Origin of the sequence: Bordetella flabilis, assembly GCF_001676725.1 — a bacterium.
Classification (GTDB): Bacteria; Pseudomonadota; Gammaproteobacteria; order Burkholderiales; family Burkholderiaceae_B; genus Bordetella_C; species Bordetella_C flabilis.
The window spans coordinates 2,134,096-2,158,901 of the sequence record NZ_CP016172.1 but is presented as its reverse complement, the minus strand read 5'-3'; the positions used below and the strand labels follow the sequence as shown (position 1 = coordinate 2,158,901).

The following is a 24,806-nucleotide window of genomic DNA, read 5'->3' as shown; positions in this document are numbered from 1 at the left end:
CGTCGCGGCGCATGATGGGCGGCGCAGGCCGCGTGACGCTGCCGCGAGGCGGCGCACGGTTGCACCATGCCGTACGGAGATCTCAGGAGACGAGGGTGCGCCAGTCGATCTTCGGAATGACGCGGTCCGACAGGGCGCTGTTCATGGAAAGGTTGAACAGGCGTACGCCGCGCGCCTTCAGCAAGGCTGCGGCTTGCGAAAAGGAGGGCTCGATGAGCCGGTCGAAGTTGCGGACCAGCCGGCTGTTTTCGGGCTGGGCTTCGTTATAGAAGCGGCGCGCCCCCGAAAAGCCGAGATCCAGGCCGTGCATGTAAATATGGTCCACGCCGCCGGCAACCAGGATCTGCAGGGCGGCATAGGCGACCGTGTCGGCATCAAAGACACCATGCGCCAGATCGAAGCTATAGCCGAGCGAACGCTGCGCGTCGAACACCGACATCGCCGGATTGCTCTGGGCCAGCGCGGTGAGTTCCTCCGGCCGTGAGTGTGGCAGGAAGGCGCGCTCGGAAACCAGTTCGACGACGCATACCCGGCACCTGTAGTGTTCCGGGGGCAGGCCCTGCACCATATACCGCAGCACGTCCGGCGTGACAAACAACGTCAAGTCGCGCGCGACGACATCGCGCATGAGGTCGATACGTCCACGGACGAAATTCTGGTCGATAACGCAGTAATACTTGAACGGGATGTCGAATTGGCGCGCCAGCGAAATGGAGCCGTTCACACCCATCGCGGCCTGTATGGGCAACCGGTCGTACTGGATCTCCCCCACGGACGGGCCGCTGAGGATCATGTGCACGGTGTCGTGCCGCTCGCGGAATGCCTGGTGCAGCGGGGTCAACGCGACCTGCCGTCCAAACGCCGAGAACGTGTTGATGGCGCCCTGATCATCGCGCCCGATGGAGACATAGGGCCACAAATGACGGTTGTGCTGCATGCGCCGACTGCGGAACATTGCATAGCACTTGCGCCAGAAGCGGTCCAATGGCTGGTCGCCTATCTTGCGATCGTCGGACGCGAGAGCCTTATTGGTCTCTGGCGGCTCCGGCGCCTTCCCGGGAACCAGGGAATCCGCGTTGTCGACAGCCAAACTTGTGGAAGATAACAATGCCAAAACTCGATCGTGAGAACGCAAACGTACGGAAATGTACATGCGATGACCGGCCAAACCGGGGACGCAGTCCTGTGCGCGCGATCGGCCCCTTGCGCAACTATACTGCCGGATCGTCGCCAATAGTTTGAATTTCCGGTGGATTTTACAAACTCGCGGGGGTATTTCGCGCCCCGGCATGGCCCGCTGGCCGGTAGCTTAACGGGGACACGGAACAGTGCGTATCGGGTGGGCGCGGTGGTCGCCGCGTACGCTCGCCCACCGATTTTACGTCTCGTTGCGGGGGCAGGCGGGCCCGTCAGGCGGCTGTCGACCACCGGCCCTGCCTGCGCTCCGGCCACCGCTCGCTTGCGACCCGCCCCGCCACTGAAGCAAACCGGGGCGGAGGCGGCGCGACGGCGCGCCGGCCTCCGCCACACCGCCGCCGGCGATGCGGCGTCACGCCCTGTCACTGTGCGGATAGGCGTTCCGCCACGGCGCGCCCGACATCCTCGGTCCGCGCCTGGCCCTTCATATCAGGCGTGCGTGGCCCATTCGCCAGGACATGCTCGATGGCCGCCACGACCGCGGCGGAGGCCTCCGGATATCCCAGGAAGTCCAACATCAGCGCCCCGCTCCATATCTGTCCGATCGGGTTGGCGATGCCTTTGCCATAAATGTCGGGCGCCGACCCGTGCACCGGCTCGAACAGCGAAGGGAATTTGCGCTCCGGATTCAGGTTCGCCGACGGCGCGATGCCGATGGTGCCGGTGCAGGCCGGGCCCAGGTCCGACAGAATGTCCCCGAACAGGTTGGAGGCCACGACGACGTCGAACCTGTCCGGGTGCTGGACGAAGTGGGCGCAAAGGATATCGATATGGTATTTGTCCCAGCGGACATCGGGATATTGCTGCGCCATTTCCGCCACGCGCTCATCCCACCACGGCATGGAGATCGAAATCCCGTTCGACTTGGTGGCTGCCGTCAGATGCTTGCCCCGCTTGCGGGCAAGCTCGAACGCGAACTTCAGTACACGCTCTGCACCGATCCTCGTGAACACGCTTTCCTGGATAACGACTTCGCGCTGCGTACCCGCGAACAGCTTGCCGCCGCTGTTCGAATACTCGCCTTCCGTGTTTTCGCGCACGATGAAGAAATCGATGTCGCCGGGCTGGCGATTGGCCAGGGGCGACACTACGCCGGGCATCAAGCGCACGGGACGCAGGTTGATGTACTGGTCGAAGTCGCGGCGGAAGCGGAACAACGAACCCCACAGGGCCTCGTGGTCGGGCACGGCGTCGGGCCAGCCGATGGCACCGAAGAAAATGGCTTCGTGGCTGCCGATCTGCGTGGCCCAGTCGTCCGGCATCATCTTGCCGTGCTTTGCGTAGTAATCGCAGCTCCAGTCGAAATGGTCCCACTGGAAATCGATGCCGAACTTCGCCGCCGCCGCGTCCAGGACGCGCAAGCCCTCCGGTACGACTTCCTTGCCGATGCCGTCACCGGGAATTACCGCAATCTTGTGTTTTTTAGCCACCACCAAGTCTCCATTGTCGAGTCGTCGTCGTCCGTGCGGCGAGCGCCATCATCGCGCAGCATGACGGGGCAAGCGGAACGAACTGCAGCGGACGCGCAAGCCGCGCCGGAGGCCATTATCGTGCACGCGCGCATGGGCCGGCAACAAGCCCTACCGTTGCGCCATGGCGCGGAGGTACTATGAATCCCGCACTGTCCCTCCTCTCTGGAATTCCCATGGCCTCTTCACACGATACGCACAGCCACGATATCCGCCATCAGCTCCATCCCTATACCAATGCGATCAAGCACCGCAGCGTCGGACCTCGCGTGATCGAGCGGGGGGAAGGGATCTATGTCTATGACGACCAGGGAAACAAATACCTGGAAGGAATGGCAGGACTGTGGAGCGTGGCCGTCGGATTCGGTGAACCGCGGCTGGTGCAGGCCGCCACGCGGCAGATGAGCAAGCTGCCCTACTACCACACGTTCACGCACAAATCGAACACGCCGTCGATCGAATTGGCGGAACGGCTGGTCAGCCACACGAACGGCCGCATGGCCAGCGCCTTCTTCACCAACTCGGGATCCGAGGCCAACGACACCGTCGTTAAATTCGTCTGGTACTACAACAATGCCCTGGGGCGCCCGCTGAAGAAGAAATTCATCGCGCGCCAGCGCGGCTATCACGGCGTCACCGTGGCTTCGGCGAGCCTGACGGGGCTGGCCGGAAATCACCGCGATTTCGACCTGCCACTGCCGCAGATGAAACACACGGGCTGCCCGCACTATTACCGCAACGCCAATCCGGGCGAAACCGAAGAGGAATTCTCCAGCCGGATGGCGGCCGAACTCGAAGCCCTGATCCAGCAGGAAGGGCCGGAGACGGTCGCCGCCTTTATTGGCGAGCCCGTGATGGGAGCGGGCGGCGTCATCGTGCCGCCGCGGACCTATTGGGAAAAGATCCAGGCGGTATGCCGCAAGTACGACATCCTGCTGATCGCCGACGAGGTCATCACCGGATTCGGCAGGTTGGGCACCTACTTCGGTTGCGACAAATACGCGATCGAGCCAGACATCATGGTCCTTTCCAAGCAGATCACGTCCTCGTACGTGCCGCTGGCGGCGATACTGCTGGCGCCCAAGGTGCATGAGGTCATCGCGGAAAACAGCGGCCGTGTGGGAACGCTGGGCCACGGCTATACCGCGAGCGGGCATCCCGTCGCCACCGCAGTGGCGCTGGAGAACCTGAACCTGATCGAGGAGCGCCATCTGGTCGAAAACGCGGCCCGCTCGGGCGAGGTGCTGCAGAGCGAACTGCGCGCGCTGGCCGATCATCCGCTGGTGGGAGAAGTACGCGGCGTGGGCCTGATTGCCGGGGTGGAACTTGTGGCCGACAAGGCCAGCAAGCGCCCCTTCGATCCGCTGGGCAAAGCCGGCGCGTACGCCTACGAACAGGCGCACTCGCATGGCCTGATTATTCGCGGGATCCAGGATACGGTGGCATTCTGCCCACCGCTGATCATTACCCCGGACGAAGTGCGCGACATGGTGGCGCGCTTCGTCCGGACGCTGGAGGACGTGACGCGTTTCGTGGCCGGACAACCGTAAAGCGTAGCGCGTTTGCTTTGGCGGACCGGCAGACCGGGCGGCTCCCCTGGCGCTCCGAAGAGGGGCCTAGCGGCGGCGGGATCCCAGCAAGGAGCCGAGCACTCCCCGCACCAGTTCGCGCGCCAGGGATCGGACGGCCGTCTTGGCCATGGTCTGCACCACGCCATCGCGGCGGCCGCCGCGGGGGCCGGTGGAGCCGAAGAGCACATCGTTCACCCCGTCCATCAGGCCGCCTTCCTGCGGCGGGGGGGCCGTGCCGGCATCCGGGGGAAGGCCGCGGCCATGGCTCCCGGCACCTGGCGCACCCGTACCACTGCCGGCATTGCCGGCTGGGCTGAGCGCGCGCCCAGCCAGGATCTCATAGGCCGACTCCCGATCGATGCGTTGTTCGTACTTGCCCTGCACGGGAGACGCGGCGCGCACCGCCTGGCGCTCGGCCGCCGTGGCGGGCCCGATGCGGCTGGCCGGCGGCGCGATCCAGGCCCGCTGCGTCACGCCGGGGCGCCCCTTGGCATCGAGCAGGGAGACCAGGGCCTCGCCCACGCCCAATTCGGTGATCGCCTGTTCCAGATCCAATTGCGGATTGGGCCGCATGGTCTGCGCAGCCGTCCGCACGGCTTTCTGGTCGCGCGGCGTAAAGGCCCGCAGCGCATGCTGGACCCGGTTGCCCAGCTGGCCCAGCACCGTTTCGGGAATATCGAGCGGATTCTGCGTCACGAAGTAGACACCAACGCCTTTGGATCGCACCAGGCGGACGACTTGTTCGATTTTGTCGAGCAAGGCGCGTGGGGCGTCCTCGAACAGCAGGTGCGCTTCGTCGAAAAAGAACACCAGCCTGGGTTTGTCCGGGTCGCCTACCTCGGGCAGCTTTTCGTAAAGGTCGGCGAGCAGCCAGAGCAGGAAGACCGCATACAGGCGCGGCGCCTGCATTAACTTGTCCGCAGCCAGGATATTGACCATACCGCGCCCCTGGCCGTCGACGCCCATGAGGTCCATCACGTCCAGCATGGGCTCGCCGAAAAATGCGTCGGCCCCCTGCGACTCCAGGGCCAGGAGGCCGCGCTGGATCGCCCCCACGGTGGCGGCCGACACATTGCCGTAGCGCGTCTTCAGCGTCGCGGCCCGGCTCGCGACGTCCTGCAGCATGGCGCGCAGGTCCTTCAGGTCCAGCAACAACTGCCCTTCGTCGTCGGCCACCTTGAAGACCATGGCCAGCACGCCCTCCTGCGTGTCGTTCAGCTCCAGCATGCGCGACAACAGCAAAGGTCCCATGTCCGATACTGTCGCGCGTACCGGATGGCCCTGCGCGCCGAATACGTCCCACAGCACGACAGGCGCGGCCGCCCATGCCGGTTCGGCCAGCCCCAGCGCCTTCAGGCGCTCCTGCATTTTGGGCGTGGCGGCGCCGGGCTGGCAGAGCCCGGTCAGATCGCCTTTGACGTCGGCGAGGAACACCGGCGTGCCGACGCGGGAAAACTGTTCGGCCAGGACCTGCAAGGTGACGGTCTTGCCGGTCCCTGTGGCGCCTGTGATGCATCCGTGCCGATTCGCCATTCCGGCCAACAGGCCGAGGTCCTGGCCCTCGTGCCGGGCGATGACCAGGGGTGGAACGGGTAAGGGTTGATCGGACATGACGGGCTCCTGGGGATAGGCGGCGGTGCCTGGGCAACCGCTGCCCGGGCGCGACCGGCGCGGCCATTCTCCGTCGCCACGGGCGTGCGCGCAACAGCGCACTCCGGCGGGAAAGGGTATGGCACGGTAAAATACCGCCCTTTGCCTCACTCATATTCGGAAAGCCATGGCCGGACACAGTAAATGGGCCAATATCCAGCACCGCAAAGGCCGTCAAGACGCCAAGCGCGGCAAGCTATGGACCAAGATCATCCGCGAAATCACCGTCGCCGCGCGTGCGGGCGGTGCCGATCCGGAAAGCAATCCGCGCCTGCGCCTGGCCTGGGACAAGGCAACCGACGCCAACATGCCCAAGGACAACATCCAGCGCGCCATCCAACGCGGCGCGGGCGGCGCGGATGGGGACAATTACGAAGAAGTGCGCTATGAGGGCTACGGTGTCGGCGGCGCCGCCGTCATCGTCGACTGCATGACGGACAACCGCACCCGCACCGTGGCCGAGGTGCGCCATGCCTTCGCCAAGAACGGCGGCAATCTGGGGCAGGAAGGCTCGGTCGCCTTTATGTTCAAGCATTGCGGCCAGTTTGTCTTCGCGCCTGGCACGCCGGAAGACAAGGTTATGGAAGCCGCGCTGGAAGCGGGGGCCGAGGACGTTGTCACGGATTCCGAAGGGGTCATCGAGGTGATATCCGCCCCGGCGGACTACGCCGCCGTGCGCAAGGCTTTCGAAGCAGCGGGCCTGAAGGCGGAGATGGACGCCATCGTCATGAAACCGTTGAATGAAACCGAGCTGGCCGGCGAAGACGCCGTCAAGATGCAGAAGCTGCTCGATGCCCTCGACGGGCTGGACGACGTGCAGGAGGTCTACACCACGGCCGTCCTCGATGAAGCGAACGCCTGATTCTCGCCGGCCCGTCCCGCACGGGCCGGAAATATCGGGGTGTCGCCCCGGCGGTACGCGCTTGTGTGCGCGTGCCCTTCCCACCACGCAGATGCATCCACTATGAAACTCCTGGTAATCGGCTCGGGCGGCCGCGAACATGCCCTCGCCTGGCGCCTGGCGCAGTCGCCGCGCGTCCACAAGGTCTTCGTGGCACCGGGTAACGGCGGCACGCAGCGTGGCAGCTTGCAGAACGTGGCGCTGACCCAGGCCGAGGAACTGGCCGACTTCGTCCAGCGCGAAGGCGTGACGCTGACCGTGGTCGGCCCCGAAGCGCCCCTGGCCGCCGGAGTCGTGGACGTCTTCCGCGCGCGGGGCCTGAAGATTTTCGGACCCACCAAGGCGGCGGCCCAGCTGGAAAGCTCGAAGGACTATGCCAAGGCCTTCATGGTGCGGCACAACATACCCACCGCCCGCTACCAGACCTTCACCGATCCGGCGGCGGCGCATGCCTACATCGACGAGCAGGGCGCGCCCATCGTCGTCAAGGCCGACGGCCTGGCCGCGGGCAAGGGAGTCGTGGTCGCCATGACGCTGGACGAAGCCCATGCCGCCGTGGATGCCATGCTGGGAGATGGCTCGCTGGGCAGTGCCGGCGCGCGGGTAGTCATCGAAGAATGCCTGGAAGGCGAGGAAGCCAGCTTCATCGTCATGGTCGACGGCCGCAACGTCCTGGCGCTGGCCACAAGCCAGGATCACAAGCGGCTGCAGGACGGCGACCAGGGCCCGAATACCGGGGGCATGGGGGCCTACTCGCCCGCGCCCGTCGTCACGCCGGAACTGCATCACCGCATCATGCGCGAAGTCATCCTGCCGACCGTGCAAGGCATGGCGCGCGACGGCCTGCCCTATACAGGGTTCCTGTACGCGGGCCTGATGATCGCGCCAGGCGACGATCCGGACCGGCCCATCAAGGTGCTGGAATTCAATTGCCGCATGGGCGATCCGGAAACGCAGCCAATCATGATGCGGATCAAAAGCGATCTCGTCGATGTGGTGGAACATGCGATTGCGGGCACACTCGATCGTGCGGAAATCGTGTGGGACCGCCGCACGGCGTTGGGCGTGGTACTTGCCGCGCACAACTATCCCGGTACCCCACGCACCGGCGACGTGATCGCGGGCTTGCCCGACGACGCCGCCGATTGCATGGTGTTCCATGCCGCGACCCGTTCGGAGGATGGCCACATCAAGACCTCCGGGGGACGCGTGCTGTGCGTAACGGCGCTGGGGGACTCGGTACGTATGGCGCGAGAGCGCGTGTACGAAACCGTGGACCGCATCGTATTCGACGGACGCCAGTACCGGACGGACATCGGCTGGCGTGCGCTAAAACGAAGTCCCGCCAAACCCAAACCTGCCGCATGATGCAATGAACGCGAACCCTGCCACCCTGCTGCCCACCGAACCCGACATCGAGGCGGCGCATGAGTACTTCGTCGGCCTGCAAGCGCGCATCGTCGCCGCACTGGAGCAGGCTGATGGCTCAGCCTTCCGCAGCGACCCCTGGCAACGCGCTGAGGGCGGTGGCGGTCTCTCGCGCGTCCTGGAGGGCGGGCCGGTATTCGAACGTGCCGCGGTGCTCTTCAGCCACGTGACCGGCCAGCAACTGCCCCCCTCGGCCAGCGCGCGGCGCCCGGAACTGGCCGGGCGGCCGTGGCAGGCCATGGGCGTGTCGCTGGTGCTGCACCCGCGCAATCCCTACGTACCCACGGTGCACATGAACGTGCGCCTCTTCGTGGCGCCGGCGCGCCATAGCGCGGAAACGACGGCGTTCTGGTTCGGCGGCGGCATGGACCTTACTCCCTATTATCCGTTCGAGGAAGACGCACGCCATTTTCATCGCGTATGCCGGGACGCCCTGGCACCGCATGGCCAGGATTACTACCCGCGCTTCAAGAAGCTCTGCGATGAGTATTTCTATCTGAAGCACCGGAACGAAACCCGCGGCATCGGCGGTATTTTCTACGACGACCTGGACGAGCTGGGCTTCGAAGGATGCTTCGCCCTGGCCCGCGATGTGGGAGATGCCTTCCTCCGAGCCTACGTGCCCATCCTGGACCTGCGCAAGAACGAGCCCTACGGCGAACGGGAGCGCGACTTCCAGGCGTACCGGCGTGGGCGCTACGTCGAATTCAATCTGGTGTTCGACCGAGGCACCTTGTTCGGCCTGCAGTCTGGCGGACGCACGGAGTCCATACTTCTGTCCATGCCGCCCATGGCGCAATGGCGCTACGACTGGAAACCGGAACCGGGCTCGCCGGAGTCGGCCCTGGCGAGCTTTCTCGTCCCGCGCGAATGGCTCTGAAGCGTATCGGCCTGCTGGGAGGCAGCTTCGATCCCATACATGTGGCCCACGTCGCGCTGGCCCGGACGGCCCTGCATGCCCTGGGGTTGGACGAAGTCCAGCTGATCCCCGCCGCCAGCCCCTGGCAGCGCGGGCCGCTGCGCGCGACACCCGCACAGCGTTGCGAGATGATCCGCCTGGCCATCGCGCAGGTACCCGGCCTGGCGCTGAACACCATCGAGATCGACCGTGGCGGGCCCACCTACACGGTCGACACGATACGCAGCCTGCCAGCGGACCGGCGCTATGTCTGGCTGCTGGGGACGGACCAGTTGGCGAACTTCTGCACCTGGCGCGAGTGGCAGGCGATCGCCGACGCGGTGGACCTGGCCGTCGCCACGCGGCCTGGCACGCCACTGGTCCCGCCGGCGGAACTGGCGGCGCACCTCGCGGCCGGGCAACGGCGTATCGAGACGCTGCCTTTTGCCGAAATGGCGGTGTCCGCTTCCGACATCCGCGAGCGCGTGGCACACGATTTGCCCGTGGACGGCCTGGTGGCGGAGCCGGTGCGGCTATACATCGGTGCACACCACCTCTACCATGACTAGGCCGGCTGCCGGCGTGGCCGGCCGGTCATCCTCCTGATGGCCGAGGATGATCGCGGACCGTGAAACCGGCCAGTGGGAGGTTATAGTTGCAAAATGGATATACAGAAATTACAGCGCGCCGTCATCGACGCCCTTGAGGACGTCAAGGCGCAAGACATCAAAGTCTTCAATACCACGCACCTGACCAGCCTATTCGACCGCGTCATCATCGCCAGCGCCACATCCAACCGGCAGACGCGTGCATTGGCTTCCAGCGTGTCCGATCGCGGCCGTGCCATGCAGATCCAGGTGGCGATCGAAGGCGAGGACACCGGCGAATGGGTGGTGGTGGACCTCGGGGATATCGTCGTCCACATCATGCAGCCGGCGATCCGCGAATACTACAACCTGGAAGAAATCTGGGGCGGCAAACCCGTCCGGGTGAAACTGCTGCCGCAGTCGACGCGCCCCGCGCTGTCCGGCGCGACTTATGACCTTGACGACGTTTGAACGTGGGCCGCGGGCATCCGTGATGTGGATGCGGCGCGGCGCTACGCCATAGCCGTGAAGCTGATCGTCATCGCAGTGGGCAACCGCATGCCCGATTGGGTCCAGACAGCCTGGGACGATTACGCGCGGCGGCTTCCACCCGACTGTGCGCTCGAATTGCGGGAAATCAAGCCCGAGCCGCGTACAAGCGGCAAGACCCCCGCGCAAATGATGGCAGCGGAAGGAAGGCGGATAGAAGCTGCCCTGCCCGGGGGCGCACTGCGCGTGGCGCTGGATGAGCGCGGCCGCGACCTCACCACCGCCGCACTCGCCCAGTCTCTGGAGCAATGGCGCGGCGAGGGACGTGACGTCGCTTTTCTCGTAGGCGGCCCCGATGGCCTGGACGCCTCGCTCAAGGCGTCCAGCGGCCTGCAGCTACGACTCTCCTCGCTGACCCTGCCGCATCCCATGGTTCGCGTACTGCTTGCCGAACAGCTGTATCGGGCCTGGGCCATTCTGGCCAACCATCCCTACCATCGGGCGTAGTCACGCCCGCATTGCCGATCCATCCGCGAATGCCCAGCCTTCATGACGCCATGCCGCCGCGCCTGTACCTGGCTTCGGCCAGCCCACGCCGGCGCGAATTGCTTAACCAGATCGGCCTGCCCCACCAGGTGCTGGAAGTTCCCGCGCCGCCGGGTGAGGACGAACCGCAACACCCGGGCGAAGCGGCCGCCGATTATGTGCGCCGCACGGCGAGGGAAAAAGCCCTGCGTGGTGAGCGGTATATGCGGGAACGACGTTTGGCGGCGCTGCCCTTGCTGGCCGCCGACACTACCGTCATCCTGGAAGGAGACGTGCTGGGAAAGCCGGTAGACCGCCCGGACGCCATCCGCCTGCTCGGCCGCTTGTCCGGCTCGTGTCACGAAGTCCACACTGCCGTGGCCGTGATCGCCGAGGGACAACTTTATGAAGACGTCTCGGTGACCCAGGTCCGCATGCGCGGCATACGCGCCGAAGAGATCGAACGTTATTGCGACAGCGGCGAACCTTATGGCAAGGCCGGCGCGTATGGAATCCAGGGATTGGCCGCGGCGTTCGTCGCGCACATCTCCGGAAGCTATACGGGCGTCATGGGACTGCCGTTGTATGAGACGGCCATTCTGCTGCGCCGGGTCGCCATCGACGTCCCCTGATGTGGCGTACGGAAGCCTGCCCCGGCTGAGCTCGAGGGCCGCGGCGGATCAGCAGGCCGGTCGTTCCGGATCCGCCACGCCTGCAAAAAAACAGGCCGCGGATAGCCGCCGTCCGGCGGCTCCGCGGCCTGTGTCGGTCCAGGGAGTCAGCGGGGTCAGGGCGTACCAGCCAACTGTGTCGTCGGCGGGGACACCGGCGTTTCCGGATGCCCGTTCAATGCAGCGTCCAGCGCAGCCTTGTCCAACTGACCTTCCCAGCGCGCGACCACGACCGATGCGGTGGCATTGCCCACGAGGTTGGTCAAAGCGCGGCACTCCGACATGAAGCGATCCACGCCGAGGATCAGCGCCATACCGGCGACCGGCAGGCTGGGCACCACCGACAACGTCGCGGCCAGCGTGATGAAACCGGAGCCGGTGACGCCCGCGGCGCCCTTGGAGCTGAGCATGGCCACCAGCAACAGCAGGATCTGGTCGCCCAACGATAGATTGATGTCGCACGCCTGGGCAATGAACAAGGCGGCCATCGTCATGTAGATGTTGGTGCCGTCCAGGTTGAACGAATAACCGGTTGGCACCACCAGGCCCACGACAGGCTTGGAGCAGCCCGCACGCTCCATTTTCTGCATCAGGCTGGGCAGCGCGGCTTCAGAGGAACTGGTGCCGAGCACCAGCAGCAGCTCCTCCCTGATGTAGCGCACCAGCTTCAGGATCGAAAAGCCGTTGTAGCGGGCGACCGCGCCGAGCACGACGACGACGAAAAGTATGGAGGTGGCGTAGAACGTCCCGACCAGCGCGGCGAGGTTCAAGACCGAATGGATGCCGTACTTGCCAATGGTAAAGGCCATCGCGCCGAACGCGCCGACCGGCGCGGCGCGCATCAGGATCGCCACCATCTTGAACACGGGCTGGCCGAGCGCGTTGAGCAGCGTCAGTATGGGCTTGCCCTTCTCGCCGACCAGGGCGAGTGCCACGCCGAAAAGCACGGAGACGAACAGGACCTGCAGGATGTCGCCCGTGACGAAGGGCCCTACCAGCGATGCCGGTATGACGTTCATCAGGAAGCCGGTAATCGTCGAGTCGTGCGCCTTGGTGACATAGTCCGCGACCGCCTTGTTGTCGAGCGACAGCGGGTTGATATGCATGCCGGCCCCGGGTTGTACCAGGTGGCTGACTAGCATGCCGACGATCAACGCGATGGTCGAAAAACAAAGGAAATAGACGAACGCCTTGCCGGCCACACGGCCCACGCGCTTGAGGTCGTTCATACCGGCGATCCCGGTGGTCACCGTAAGAAAAATCACCGGGGCGATGATCAGCTTGACCAGCTTGATGAAACCATCGCCGAGCGGCCGCATGGCTTCCGCCGTGTCGGGCTTGTAATAGCCCAGCAGGATGCCGATGACAATGGCTACGACGACCTGGACATAAAGAATCTGATAGAACTTCTGTTTCCGCGGAACCGCGGTCTGATCTATTTCGATCATGGATTCATCCACTTATTTCTACTGGCACTACGGCGCGACAGTCTAGATTGCACGCTATCTCGCTTGACTATCCGCTTGGCCCAACATGCCATTGTATGGCGCCAGGGATTTGATAGCCTGACGGAAGTCTGAATCGACAGAAGTTCAACGCAAAAGAATTACAGCCCTCATGGGCTGTAAACCAGCATTCGGACAAGGGTTATACCGGTGCGGCGCGAGCGTGTCGCCCTGCGAAACCGCCCGTATACGGCGCGCGCATTATGCCGCCGTTTGTGTCGCCGCAAAAGCAAAACCCCGCCGTTTAGCACGGCGGGGTTTTGGGGATAAGAGCCTGACGATGACCTACTTTCACAGACGTCCGTCCACTATCATCGGCGCGAAGGCGTTTCACTGTCCTGTTCGGGATGGGAAGGAGTGGTACCACCTTGCTATGGTCGTCAGGCGTAAAGGGTTGCGCGGCCGCGCCAGGCGCTAGGCCTGGCGCGATGCGCCAATCTGGTCAAAGCACGTCCGAGGCGGCGGGCCGGCAGCGCCTGCCCGTAAGGGGCGGCGGTGCGCGGCACGCGCGTATCGAAGCGAGGAGTATGGGCGGTGTTGCAAGGCAGGCTCCCCTTCGGGGGCGGGCCGGTGCAACACGAGGGATTCGGGGTTGGGACTGCGCGTTATGTGGCACAGTTGGCAAGCATCAGAGGCTGTCAGGACAAGCCGCTTTGCTTTGGATGGGTTGCAACCATCAGGGTTATAGGATCAAGCCGCACGGGCAATTAGTATCGGTTAGCTTAACGCATTACTGCGCTTCCACACCCGACCTATCAACGTCCTGGTCTTGAACGACCCTTCAGGGGGCTCGAGGCCCCGGGATACCTTATCTTCAGACGAGTTTCCCGCTTAGATGCCTTCAGCGGTTATCTCTTCCGTACATAGCTACCCGGCAATGCCATTGGCATGACAACCGGTACACCAGAGGTACGTCCACTCCGGTCCTCTCGTACTAGGAGCAGGCTCCGTCAAGTATCCAACGCCCACGGCAGATAGGGACCAAACTGTCTCACGACGTTTTAAACCCAGCTCACGTACCTCTTTAAATGGCGAACAGCCATACCCTTGGGACCGGCTACAGCCCCAGGATGAGATGAGCCGACATCGAGGTGCCAAACACCGCCGTCGATATGAACTCTTGGGCGGTATCAGCCTGTTATCCCCAGAGTACCTTTTATCCGTTGAGCGATGGCCCTTCCATTCAGAACCACCGGATCACTATGTCCTGCTTTCGCACCTGTTCGACTTGTCAGTCTCACAGTCAAGCACGCTTATGCCATTGCACTATCAGCACGATTTCCGACCGTACCTAGCGTACCTTCGAACTCCTCCGTTACGCTTTGGGAGGAGACCGCCCCAGTCAAACTGCCCACCATGCACTGTCCCCAACCCGGATAACGGGCCAAGGTTAGAACCGCAAACAGACCAGGGTGGTATTTCAAGGTTGGCTCCACCGAATCTGGCGACTCGGTTTCCGCGCCTCCCACCTATCCTACACAGGCCGGTTCACAGTCCAATGCAAAGCTACAGTAAAGGTTCATGGGGTCTTTCCGTCTAGCCGCGGGTAGATTGCATCATCACAAACACTTCAACTTCGCTGAGTCTCGGGAGGAGACAGTGTGGCCATCGTTACGCCATTCGTGCAGGTCGGAACTTACCCGACAAGGAATTTCGCTACCTTAGGACCGTTATAGTTACGGCCGCCGTTTACCGGGGCTTCGATCAAGAGCTTGCACCCCATCACTTAACCTTCCGGCACCGGGCAGGCGTCACACCCTATACGTCGACTTTCGTCTTTGCAGAGTGCTGTGTTTTTAATAAACAGTCGCAGCCACCGATTATCTGCGACCCCATCATGCTCAGCGCGCAGGCGCCTCACACTACCGGGGCATACCTTCTCCCGAAGTTACGGTATCAATTTGCCGAGTTCCTTCTCCCGAGTTCTCTCAAGCGCCTTGGAATATTCATCCCGTCCACCTGTGTCGGTTTGCGGTACGGTCTCGTACAGCTGAAGCTTAGAGGCTTTTCTTGGAACCACTTCCAATCACTTCGCAAGCCATGCTCGCTCGTGCCACACCCTTGAGTCACGCGCCCGGATTTGCCTAAGCGCCCTCTTCAATGCAGCAACAGGGACTTCCAACACCCTGATGATCTTCCGCGATCCGTCCCCCCATCGCACTGTACGACGGTGCTGGAATATTAACCAGCTTCCCATCAGCTACGCATCTCTGCCTCGCCTTAGGGGCCGACTCACCCTGCGCCGATGAACGTTGCGCAGGAAACCTTGGACTTACGGCGAGGGGGCTTTTCACCCCCTTTATCGCTACTCATGTCAGCATTCGCACTTCTGATACCTCCAGCAACCCTTACGAGTCACCTTCACAGGCTTACAGAACGCTCTCCTACCGCGTGTAGTTGCCTACACACCCGCAGCTTCGGTTTACCGCTTAGCCCCGTTACATCTTCCGCGCAGGACGACTCGATCAGTGAGCTATTACGCTTTCTTTAAAGGATGGCTGCTTCTAAGCCAACCTCCTGACTGTCTAAGCCTTCCCACTTCGTTTCCCACTTAGCGGTAATTTGGGACCTTAGCTGGCGGTCTGGGTTGTTTCCCTCTTGAGTCCGGACGTTAGCACCCGGTGCTCTGTCTCCCAAGCTGGACTTGCGGGTATTCGGAGTTTGCCATGGTTTGGTAAGTCGCCATGACCCCCTAGCCATAACAGTGCTCTACCCCCCGCAGTCATACTTGAGGCACTACCTAAATAGTTTTCGGAGAGAACCAGCTATTTCCAGATTTGTTTAGCCTTTCACCCCTATCCACAGCTCATCCCCTAGTTTTTCAACACTAGTGGGTTCGGTCCTCCAGCACGTGTTACCGTGCCTTCAACCTGGCCATGGATAGATCATCTGGTTTCGGGTCTACACCCAGCGACTGAATCGCCCTATTCGGACTCGCTTTCGCTACGCCTTCCCTATCCGGTTAAGCTTGCCACTGAATGTAAGTCGCTGACCCATTATACAAAAGGTACGCCGTCACCCCACAAGGAGGCTCCGACTGTTTGTATGCATACGGTTTCAGGATCTATTTCACTCCCCTTCCGGGGTTCTTTTCGCCTTTCCCTCACGGTACTGGTTCACTATCGGTCGATCACGAGTATTTAGCCTTGGAGGATGGTCCCCCCATCTTCAGACAGGATTTCACGTGTCCCGCCCTACTTCTCTTACGCCTAGTTCCACGCAATGCATTTCGTCTACAGGGCTATCACCTGCTACGGCCGGACTTTCCATTCCGTTCGACTATGCAATGCGCTAAATCGTAAAGGCTGTTCCGATTTCGCTCGCCACTACTTTCGGAATCTCGGTTGATTTCTGTTCCTCGAGTTACTGAGATGTTTCAGTTCACCCGGTTCGCCTCCTGGACCTATGTATTCAGACCAGGATACCGCCTTGCGGCGGTGGGTTTCCCCATTCGGATATCTGCGGATCAATGCTTGTTTGCCAGCTCCCCGCAGCTTTTCGCAGGCTACAACGTCCTTCATCGCCTGTGATCGCCAAGGCATCCACCATATGCACTTAGTCGCTTGATCCTATAACGCTAATGGCTATAAAACCTTCCAAGCAACCGTCTTGCTCTGACATGATACTTGCGTGTTTGTGCCGTCCAATCCTCAATCACTTGAGTTTGAACTAATCATGCAATCACAACCCGTATCCACAACATACCCATATCGTCGCCGATATCAGCATGCTGCCAATACTTCTCGTTGTGCTTCTTCCAGATTGTTAAAGAACGAATACTGCTGTCGAGTCAAAAACCCAACGCTCAATCCACGCCAGGACGCTACCGCCCCTGCATGACACTGACCGTTGAACTCTCAAACGCGGATCCCTCTGTGCGCGCCCCCATCCCCGCTTGCCCGCCCCCGCAGTACCTGCCTGCAGACGCCTAAAGGAAATGGTGGAGGTGAACGGGATCGAACCGATGACATCCTGCTTGCAAAGCAGGCGCTCTCCCAGCTGAGCTACACCCCCGGCAAACCAAGACACCCGCCCCTAAGCGCGCGCGCCTCAATCTCGTGGTGGGTCTGGTTGGATTCGAACCAACGACCCCCGCCTTATCAAGACGGTGCTCTAACCGACTGAGCTACAGACCCAATTCGCATCGGATCCGCGCGTGAACAGTGGCCTCGCGTCCCACAGGCTTGCCGCCCCCAGGACCCTCGCACCAGCGTCACCGATCCAGCCTGACAACAACCGATAAGTGTGGCCGCTTGACGCCCGCGGGCGCTCGCTCTGAAAGGAGGTGATCCAGCCGCACCTTCCGATACGGCTACCTTGTTACGACTTCACCCCAGTCATGAATCCTACCGTGGTAATCGCCCTCCTTGCGGTTAGGCTAACTACTTCTGGTAAAACCCACTCCCATGGTGTGACGGGCGGTGTGTACAAGACCCGGGAACGTATTCACCGCGACATGCTGATCCGCGATTACTAGCGATTCCGACTTCACGCAGTCGAGTTGCAGACTGCGATCCGGACTACGATCGGGTTTCTGGGATTGGCTCCCCCTCGCGGGTTGGCGACCCTCTGTCCCGACCATTGTATGACGTGTGAAGCCCTACCCATAAGGGCCATGAGGACTTGACGTCATCCCCACCTTCCTCCGGTTTGTCACCGGCAGTCTCATTAGAGTGCCCTTTCGTAGCAACTAATGACAAGGGTTGCGCTCGTTGCGGGACTTAACCCAACATCTCACGACACGAGCTGACGACAGCCATGCAGCACCTGTGTTCCGGTTCTCTTGCGAGCACTCCCAAATCTCTTCGGGATTCCAGACATGTCAAGGGTAGGTAAGGTTTTTCGCGTTGCATCGAATTAATCCACATCATCCACCGCTTGTGCGGGTCCCCGTCAATTCCTTTGAGTTTTAATCTTGCGACCGTACTCCCCAGGCGGTCAACTTCACGCGTTAGCTGCGCTACCAAGGCCCGAAGGCCCCAACAGCTAGTTGACATCGTTTAGGGCGTGGACTACCAGGGTATCTAATCCTGTTTGCTCCCCACGCTTTCGTGCATGAGCGTCAGTGTTATCCCAGGGGGCTGCCTTCGCCATCGGTGTTCCTCCACATATCTACGCATTTCACTGCTACACGTGGAATTCCACCCCCCTCTGACACACTCTAGCCCGGTAGTTAAAAATGCAGTTCCAAGGTTAAGCCCTGGGATTTCACATCTTTCTTTCCGAACCGCCTGCGCACGCTTTACGCCCAGTAATTCCGATTAACGCTTGCACCCTACGTATTACCGCGGCTGCTGGCACGTAGTTAGCCGGTGCTTATTCTGCAGGTACCGTCAGTTGCGCCAGGTATTAACCAGCGCCGTTTCTTTCCTGCCAAAAGTGCTTTACAACCCGAAGGCCTTCATCGCACACGCGGGATGGCTGGATCAGGGTTGCCCCCATTGTCCAAAATTCCCCACTGCTGCCTCCCGTAGGAGTCTGGGCCGTGTCTCAGTCCCAGTGTGGCTGGTCGTCCTCTCAAACCAGCTACGGATCGTCGCCTTGGTGAGCCGTTACCCCACCAACTAGCTAATCCGATATCGGCCGCTCCAATAGTGCGAGGTCCGAAGATCCCCCGCTTTCCCCCGTAGGGCGTATGCGGTATTAGCTACGCTTTCGCGTAGTTATCCCCCGCTACTGGGCACGTTCCGATACATTACTCACCCGTTCGCCACTCGCCGCCAGACCGAAGTCCGCGCTGCCGTTCGACTTGCATGTGTAAGGCATCCCGCCAGCGTTCAATCTGAGCCAGGATCAAACTCTTCAGTTCAATCTCTGTTCGTACGAAACTCCAGACCCATCGCTGGACCTGAAAGCTTCGTCTTTCGCTTTGCGCTTTCTCAAAGGAAGTGAGAACCCAGGCAGATCGCTCCGCCTGATTTCCTACTTACTTCAATGAGCACTTGATTTCGTAAGCCCCACCATCCCGCACGGACGTTTGCACATCCACGCAGAACCGGCAGGTACGCCTTCGAACATCAAGCGCCCACACTTATCGGTTGTTTCGTTTTTAAAGAGCAATTCCGCCGTTATCCCGACACCGCCGCAGCGCCTTAGGGAGTTAACCCCTGGGGTTTCACCCCCGGCTCACCTTTCGGTTTGCGTTTTTGCTGTGTCAGCAGCAGAGAAACGAGATTATGAAGGCTTTTTTTGGGGCTGTCAAACCGGTCGAAGTTCGCTGCTCGAGTCCCGATCTGCTGATCCGTAGCGCCGCCGCCTTTCGGCCTGCCGCACCACGAATCGCCCGGCTCCGCCGCACGATTTCGCTGAACTGCCAGCAACCCCGTTCGACCCGAACCCTCGACTCCAAACAGGCTTCGATCCGCCAGTCCCGCGCTTCCCGATCCCGCCCTCGCCATCCTCGACAATGCGCTTGCCGCCCCGCCCGCCCTGACTGCCGGCGTCCCTTCTTTGAAGAGACTTCGGAAGAACCCAATCGGCCTGCGGTCACGGCATCCGCTTTATGCCGCGAACGTCGAAGGGGCGAGACTATAGCACATACCCTGATCAGCACCAAAGCGCCGGCCGACGCCTCCCCGAGCCCTGCACTTTATCGATAGACTTCGGCTGATGTGCAGGGCGGCCGCAGCCGCCGCGCGCGCCATATCACCACCCCTGCGGTTCGCATTTCCACAGCTTCGACCGACCATGCCCACCTCCTCCTCTGCCGACGTCTACGAAGACATACTCATCAACGTTACGCCGTTCGAGACCCGCGTCGCCGTCATCGAGCAAGGGGCGGTGCAGGAACTGCACGTCGAACGCAGTATCCAGCGCGGACAAGTGGGCAACATCTACCTGGGACGGGTGGTCCGCGTGTTGCCCGGCATGCAAAGCGCCTTCGTCGACGTCGGGTTGGAACGCGCCGCCTTCATCCATATCGCCGACCTGCGCGAGAACCGCAGCGAGCGCAGCCAGGGCGTAACGCCGACACCCATCGAAAAGCTGCTGTTCGAAGGGCAGACCCTGATGGTGCAGGTGATCAAGGACCCGCTGGGCACGAAGGGAGCCCGGTTGTCCACGCAGATCAGCATGGCGGGCCGCATGCTGGTTTACCTGCCGCATGACCCCCACATCGGTATTTCCCAGAAGATCGATTCCGAAAGCGAACGCGCGCAACTGCGCGAGCGGCTGCAGGCCTTGATGCCCGCGGAAGAAAAAGGCGGGTTCATCGTACGCACGCAGGCCGAAGGCTCCACCGACGACGAGTTGCACGCCGACGTCGAGTATCTGCGCAAGCTCTGGAGCAGCGTGCAGGCGGCAGCGCGCAGCCAGCCTGCCCCGGCCCTGCTGCACCAGGACCTGACCCTGGCGCAGCGGGTGTTGCGCGACATGGTGGGACCGCACACCGGCACCATCCGCGTGGACTCCCGCACCACGACGGCGAGCCTGATCGAATGGGCGCGCCTGTACACGCCATCGGTCGTCGAGCGCATATCGCATTACAGCGGCGAGCGGCCCTTGTTCGACACCGCAAATGTCGACGAAGAGATCCAGCGCGCTCTTTCACGGCGCGTCGACCTGAAATCCGGCGGTTATCTGATCATCGACCAGACTGAAGCGCTGACCACCGTGGACGTCAACACCGGCGGCTTCGTCGGTGGCCGCAATTTCGACGACACGATCTTCAAGACCAATCTGGAAGCCGCGCAGGCCATCGCGCGGCAATTGCGCCTGCGCAATCTGGGCGGGATCGTGATCCTGGATTTCATCGATATGGAAGATGCCGGGCATCGCGACACAGTGTTGGCCGAATTGCGCAAGGCCTTGTCGCGCGACCGTACGCGCATGACCGTGAATGGTTTTACGCAACTGGGCCTGGTGGAGATGACCCGCAAGCGCACGCGGGATTCGCTGGCCCACCAGTTGTGCGAGTCCTGCCCGACCTGCCAATCGCGCGGCCACGTCCGAACCGCTCGCACGATCTGCTACGAGATTCTGCGCGAAATCCTGCGTGAGGCACGGCAGTTCAACCCCAAGGAGTTCCGCATTCTGGCCTCGCAGGACGTGGTGGATCTATTCCTCGAAGAGGAGAGCCAGCACCTGGCCATGCTCGGCGATTTCGTCGGCAAAAAGGTGTCCCTGGAAGTCGAGGCCAGCTATACCCAGGAGCAGTACGACCTGATCCTGGTCTGAGGGCCGGGCCGGATCGGGCTCGAGCCTGCCCGTCCGGGCGGCTGTATGGCGCCAACGGCCACCGCCGGCTTCGCGCCGCGCCAGGGCCTGTTCCGCCCGCTATGCGGCGCCGCGACCCACACCGTCCCCGCGGACGCGGCGCACGCTAAGAACCCTGCCGGCCCGCGTGCTTCACCATCCCGCGGCGCGCCTATCCGGCGAAGCCGCCCTGGTCCAGGAAGGCCTGTTCTTCCGCCGTGGTCTCGCGGCCCAGGTGCGAATTGCGATGCGGGAAGCGCCCGAAACGGACGATGATGTCCCGATGCAGCACCGCGAAATCGCGGGTGCGGGGATCGAGGCGCTGCGCGAGCAAAACCGATTGCTCCTGGTCCTGCGGATCCTCCGAATGCTCCAGCGGCAGGTAGAAGAACGGCAGCAACGCCGGCTCGACCTGGGCGTCCATGCCCTGTGCGATCGCGCGCCTGGCGAACATGCGGGCCAGGGGATCGGTGGCATACATGTGTGCCGTCCCCCGGAAGGTATTGCGTGGGAATTGATCCAGAAGAATGAGCAGGGCCAGCGCGCCATAGGGCGTGTCGGCCCAGGCGTCGAGCTCGCGGCGCGCGGCCGCCAGATGCAGCGCCATGAAGCGCGCCGAAAACTCGGCGTCGAATGCGGCGTCCTTGGCAAACCATTTGCGCGGACCCGCGTCGCGCCAGAACTGGATCAAGGCCGCGGCCTGGTCCGCCAGCGCCTGTTCGGGAACCTGCATGTAAGCCTCCTTATGGGACGGGTGCATACGATGTGCCGCGGCAATGTCATCGACGCGCGGCACGCCGCCTTGGCCGCCCTTCCCCCTTATTCCGCGTCGCGGAATTGCATGCGGTACAGCGTCGCGTACAGCCCGTTGGCCGCGAGCAGTTCTTCGTGGCGGCCTTGCTCCGCCACCCTGCCCGCGTCCAGGACAATGATGCGATCGGCGTTCTGCACGGTGGAAAGGCGATGGGCGATGACCAGCGTCGTGCGGCCTTTCATCAACCGCTCCAGCGAAGCCTGCACCTGTCGCTCGGATTCGTTGTCCAGCGCCGAGGTCGCCTCGTCCAGGATCAGGATGGGGGCGTTCTTGATGAGGGCCCGCGCGATCGCCAGGCGTTGACGCTGGCCACCGGACAGGCGGGCGGCATTTTCGCCGACCGGCGTGTGGATGCCCTTGGGCAGGTTGTTGACGAAATCGCCCAGGTTCGCGGCCTCCAGGGCTTCCATGACCCGCGTTTCGCTGGCCTGGCCCAGTGCGCCGTAGCCGACGTTCACCGCGATGCTGTCGTCGAACAGCACCACGTCCTGGCTGACCAGCGACAGATGCGACCGCAGGCTGCCCAGCGTCAATTCCCGGATGTCGACGCCGTCGATGCTGATCTGGCCTGCCGTCGGATGCACGAAGCGCGGCAGCATATTCACCAGCGTGGTCTTGCCGCTTCCGGAGCGGCCGACCAGGGCGACGGTTTCGCCCGGCTGCACCGAGAAAGAGACTTCGCTGAGCGTATCGCGGTCCGCATCGGGGAAACGGTGCGAAACCGAAACGAAGTCGATCTTGCCGCGCACCGGCTCCGGCAGCGTCCGCTGACCGGTCTCGTGTTCCGGCGGCTGGTCGATAAGCGTGAATACGCTTTCGGCCGACACCAGCATGCGCTGCATCCGCCCTGCCAGGTTGGTCAACCGCTTGATCGGATCGAACAATTGCGCCAGCGACGCCATGAAGGCCGCGAAACTTCCGGCCGTCAGCGTACCGGCGTTGGCCTGTCCGAGGGCGACCGCGATGATGGCCCCCACGGACAGCGCGATGCAGACCTGGGTCAGGGGCGTCATCGCCGCATCCGCCACGGCGCTGCGCATGGCGAAGCGACGCAGACGCGAGTTGACGTAGCCGAAACGGCCGCGTTCATATTCGTAGCCATCGAAGAGCTTGATGACGCGCTGGCCGTCGATGCCTTCGCCCACGACGCGGGTCAGTTCGGCGTTCATGTTGACCGTCTCGCGATTGATCTTGCGCAGGCGGCGGATAAAGACGCGAGCCACCAGCACCGAGACCGGCAGCATGACCAGGATGATGAGCGTGAGCAGCCAGGACATGTACAGCAGCACGCAGATCAGCGCCACGACGACCAGGGTTTCGCGCACCAGCACCGTGATGACGTCCGTCGCATAGCCCGTGACGTTACCGGCGTCGATGGTGAAGCGGTTCAGCAGCCGGCCGGTATCGCCGCGCTTGAATTCCTCGTCGGGCAGGCCCAGCAGGCGCTCGAACATTTCCTGGCGGATCCCGCGGAGTACGTTGTTGGCCACCCATGCCAGCAGATAGTCGCTGAAGAAGTTGCACACGCCGCGCAGGAGGATGAGCCCGACCACGGCGAGCGGAATCGCCCAGACGTAGTAGGGTTTCGCGCCGCTGAAGCCATCGTCGAGCAGGGGCTTCATGATGACGGCCAGCGTCGGCTGGGTGCCGGCCGCGCCGGCCATCAGCAGCACGGCAAGGACGAGCGCCTTCCAATGCGAGCCCACGCGGGAATAAATGCGTTTCCAGAGCACAGCCTTGACGGGATGCGACCCGCTCGGCTTGGTGCGTGCGGCAGAATCCAAGAAATCTCTCGCTTTAATACAATCGTGCGGGGCATTGTACCGTCGGCGACGTGCCGGATATCGCCGGCCGCGACGCCCGTTCCCTTCCATTCCGAGACCAACCCCGCACCCTGCCCCCTCTATGCCATCGATGCCCCCCCTGTACGTGCGCCTGCCCAATTGGGTCGGCGATGTCTGCATGAGCCTGCCCTCGCTGCGGCTGCTGCAGGCCACCGGAGCGCCCGTGGTGGTATGCGCGCGGCCATGGGCCGCCGACCTGTTGTCCGGCGTGGCCGGCGGCGATGGCTTCATTGCGATACGCGGCAGGTTCATGCCGGATCGCGCGGCGGTGCGTGCGCATGTCCGCGCCCACGGCGCAGCCGGCCGCGCCCTTTCCCTGCCGGATTCCCTCTCCAGCGCGGCGGTCTTCCGGCTCGCGGGCCTGCCCGTGGCCGGTTACCGGGACGACGGCCGCAGCCTGCTGCTGCGCTGGCCCGTCGACAAGCCGGCCACACCGCTGCATGCCGTGGAATCCTGGTATCAGCTGACGCGAGAGGCGCTGGCACAGTGGGGATTGCCCACGGGCGACCCGGTTCCGCCCCCGGCGCTGGGCTTGACGCTGACCGACGCGCATCGCGAACAGGCCCGGCTATGCCTGGAGCAGGCCGGACTGGCGCAAACGCCCTTTGTATTGATCGCTCCCACCGCCACGGGGCTGCATCGTGGACGCAACAAGGTCTGGCCGGGATTCGCCGCCCTGACGCAAGCCCTGCGGGCGCAAGGCGTGGCGGTGGCCATGTGCCCGCCGCCGGCGGAGGTCGAGGCCGCGCGCGCCAACGCCCCGGACGCCCTGCTGCTGCCGTCTTTGGGCCTGGGCGCCTTCGCGGCGTTGACCACCCGGGCCGCACTGGTGATCTGCAACGATTCGGGGGTCTCCCATGTGGCGGCGGCCGCGGGCGCGCGGCAGGTCACCTTGTTTGGCGTCACCCAGCGCGAGCGTACCGGTCCGTGGTCCGCCCAGGCGCATTGCCTGGGATCCGAGCAGGGCTGGCCCGCCGTGCAGGAAGTGCAGCGGGCCGTCCAGGACCTGTTGAACCAGCCCATTCCCGCATCGGCACCCATGGATTGACACGGACCGCATCGGC

Annotated in this window: 16 protein-coding genes, 2 tRNA genes and 3 rRNA genes; 10 read left to right on the top strand and 11 right to left on the bottom strand. The window is 62.9% G+C overall.

Features of this window, described 5'->3' with window-relative positions; genetic code table 11:
* Positions 1-82: 82 nt before the first annotated feature.
* Together BAU07_RS09400 and BAU07_RS09395 are read right to left on the bottom strand one after the other, a co-directional pair.
* Positions 83-1,168 (bottom strand): hypothetical protein, encoded by a 1,086-nt coding sequence (locus BAU07_RS09400; protein ID WP_232338273.1) that lies wholly within the window; start codon positions 1,166-1,168, stop codon positions 83-85.
* Positions 1,169-1,559: 391 nt separating this feature from the next.
* On the bottom strand, positions 1,560-2,627 hold the full coding sequence (locus BAU07_RS09395) for a tartrate dehydrogenase (protein ID WP_066665180.1): 1,068 nt from the start codon (positions 2,625-2,627) through the stop codon (positions 1,560-1,562).
* 215 nt (positions 2,628-2,842) lie between these two features.
* Between BAU07_RS09395 and BAU07_RS09390 the strand changes: the two genes are divergently transcribed.
* On the top strand, positions 2,843-4,216 hold the full coding sequence (locus BAU07_RS09390) for an aspartate aminotransferase family protein (protein ID WP_066656520.1): 1,374 nt from the start codon (positions 2,843-2,845) through the stop codon (positions 4,214-4,216).
* A 66-nt stretch (positions 4,217-4,282) separates the two neighbouring features.
* Here BAU07_RS09390 and BAU07_RS09385 read toward each other — a convergent pair whose 3' ends face one another.
* Positions 4,283-5,848, bottom strand: coding sequence for a helicase HerA-like domain-containing protein (locus tag BAU07_RS09385; protein ID WP_066656517.1), 1,566 nt, complete (start codon positions 5,846-5,848; stop codon positions 4,283-4,285).
* A gap of 166 nt (positions 5,849-6,014) precedes the next feature.
* Between BAU07_RS09385 and BAU07_RS09380 the strand changes: the two genes are divergently transcribed.
* From BAU07_RS09380 to BAU07_RS09350, 7 genes are all read left to right on the top strand, one after another.
* On the top strand, positions 6,015-6,749 hold the full coding sequence (locus BAU07_RS09380) for a YebC/PmpR family DNA-binding transcriptional regulator (protein ID WP_066656514.1): 735 nt from the start codon (positions 6,015-6,017) through the stop codon (positions 6,747-6,749).
* A 102-nt stretch (positions 6,750-6,851) separates the two neighbouring features.
* Positions 6,852-8,156 (top strand): phosphoribosylamine--glycine ligase, encoded by a 1,305-nt coding sequence (gene purD / locus BAU07_RS09375; protein ID WP_066656512.1) that lies wholly within the window; start codon positions 6,852-6,854, stop codon positions 8,154-8,156.
* Positions 8,157-8,160: 4 nt separating this feature from the next.
* Positions 8,161-9,096: an oxygen-dependent coproporphyrinogen oxidase gene (gene hemF / locus BAU07_RS09370; protein WP_066656509.1), complete on the top strand. Its 936-nt coding sequence runs from the start codon at positions 8,161-8,163 to the stop codon at positions 9,094-9,096.
* Positions 9,087-9,683 (top strand): nicotinate-nucleotide adenylyltransferase, encoded by a 597-nt coding sequence (gene nadD, locus BAU07_RS09365; RefSeq protein WP_198168887.1) that lies wholly within the window; start codon positions 9,087-9,089, stop codon positions 9,681-9,683. The genes hemF and nadD overlap by 10 nt, the downstream gene beginning before the upstream one ends.
* Before the next feature lie 93 nt (positions 9,684-9,776).
* Complete coding sequence (gene rsfS / locus BAU07_RS09360; protein ID WP_066656506.1) at positions 9,777-10,172, top strand: ribosome silencing factor; 396 nt, start codon at positions 9,777-9,779, stop codon at positions 10,170-10,172.
* Positions 10,173-10,226: 54 nt separating this feature from the next.
* Positions 10,227-10,697 (top strand): 23S rRNA (pseudouridine(1915)-N(3))-methyltransferase RlmH, encoded by a 471-nt coding sequence (gene rlmH / locus BAU07_RS09355; RefSeq protein ID WP_066665169.1) that lies wholly within the window; start codon positions 10,227-10,229, stop codon positions 10,695-10,697.
* Between the two features lie 29 nt (positions 10,698-10,726).
* Positions 10,727-11,347 (top strand): Maf family protein, encoded by a 621-nt coding sequence (locus tag BAU07_RS09350; protein ID WP_157122152.1) that lies wholly within the window; start codon positions 10,727-10,729, stop codon positions 11,345-11,347.
* A 155-nt stretch (positions 11,348-11,502) separates the two neighbouring features.
* On the opposite strand, the gene BAU07_RS09345 is transcribed toward BAU07_RS09350, so the two are convergent.
* The 6 genes from BAU07_RS09345 to BAU07_RS09320 form a co-directional block, all read right to left on the bottom strand.
* A complete protein-coding gene (locus BAU07_RS09345; RefSeq protein ID WP_066656503.1) occupies positions 11,503-12,834 on the bottom strand; it encodes a dicarboxylate/amino acid:cation symporter in 1,332 nt (443 codons plus the stop codon).
* 329 nt (positions 12,835-13,163) lie between these two features.
* Positions 13,164-13,276: ribosomal RNA gene (gene rrf, locus BAU07_RS09340) — 5S ribosomal RNA — on the bottom strand.
* Positions 13,277-13,577: 301 nt separating this feature from the next.
* Positions 13,578-16,460 (bottom strand): 23S ribosomal RNA (locus BAU07_RS09335).
* Between the two features lie 369 nt (positions 16,461-16,829).
* Positions 16,830-16,905: transfer RNA gene (locus tag BAU07_RS09330), tRNA-Ala, on the bottom strand.
* Between the two features lie 45 nt (positions 16,906-16,950).
* Positions 16,951-17,027, bottom strand: a tRNA-Ile gene (locus BAU07_RS09325).
* 142 nt (positions 17,028-17,169) lie between these two features.
* Positions 17,170-18,700 (bottom strand): 16S ribosomal RNA (locus BAU07_RS09320).
* Together the 16S, 23S and 5S rRNA genes with 2 tRNA genes alongside form the textbook arrangement of a ribosomal RNA operon.
* An 878-nt stretch (positions 18,701-19,578) precedes the next feature.
* On the opposite strand from BAU07_RS09320, the gene rng reads away from it, so the two are divergent.
* Positions 19,579-21,066: a ribonuclease G gene (rng, locus tag BAU07_RS09315; protein ID WP_066656501.1), complete on the top strand. Its 1,488-nt coding sequence runs from the start codon at positions 19,579-19,581 to the stop codon at positions 21,064-21,066.
* A 190-nt stretch (positions 21,067-21,256) separates the two neighbouring features.
* On the opposite strand, the gene BAU07_RS09310 is transcribed toward rng, so the two are convergent.
* Positions 21,257-21,817: a DUF924 family protein gene (locus BAU07_RS09310; RefSeq protein ID WP_066656500.1), complete on the bottom strand. Its 561-nt coding sequence runs from the start codon at positions 21,815-21,817 to the stop codon at positions 21,257-21,259.
* A gap of 86 nt (positions 21,818-21,903) precedes the next feature.
* Positions 21,904-23,682 (bottom strand): lipid A export permease/ATP-binding protein MsbA, encoded by a 1,779-nt coding sequence (gene msbA / locus BAU07_RS09305; protein WP_066656499.1) that lies wholly within the window; start codon positions 23,680-23,682, stop codon positions 21,904-21,906.
* A 121-nt stretch (positions 23,683-23,803) separates the two neighbouring features.
* Between msbA and BAU07_RS09300 the strand changes: the two genes are divergently transcribed.
* Entirely contained in the window at positions 23,804-24,790 is a 987-nt protein-coding gene (locus BAU07_RS09300) for a glycosyltransferase family 9 protein (RefSeq protein ID WP_066656498.1), read from the top strand.
* Positions 24,791-24,806 lie beyond the last annotated feature (16 nt).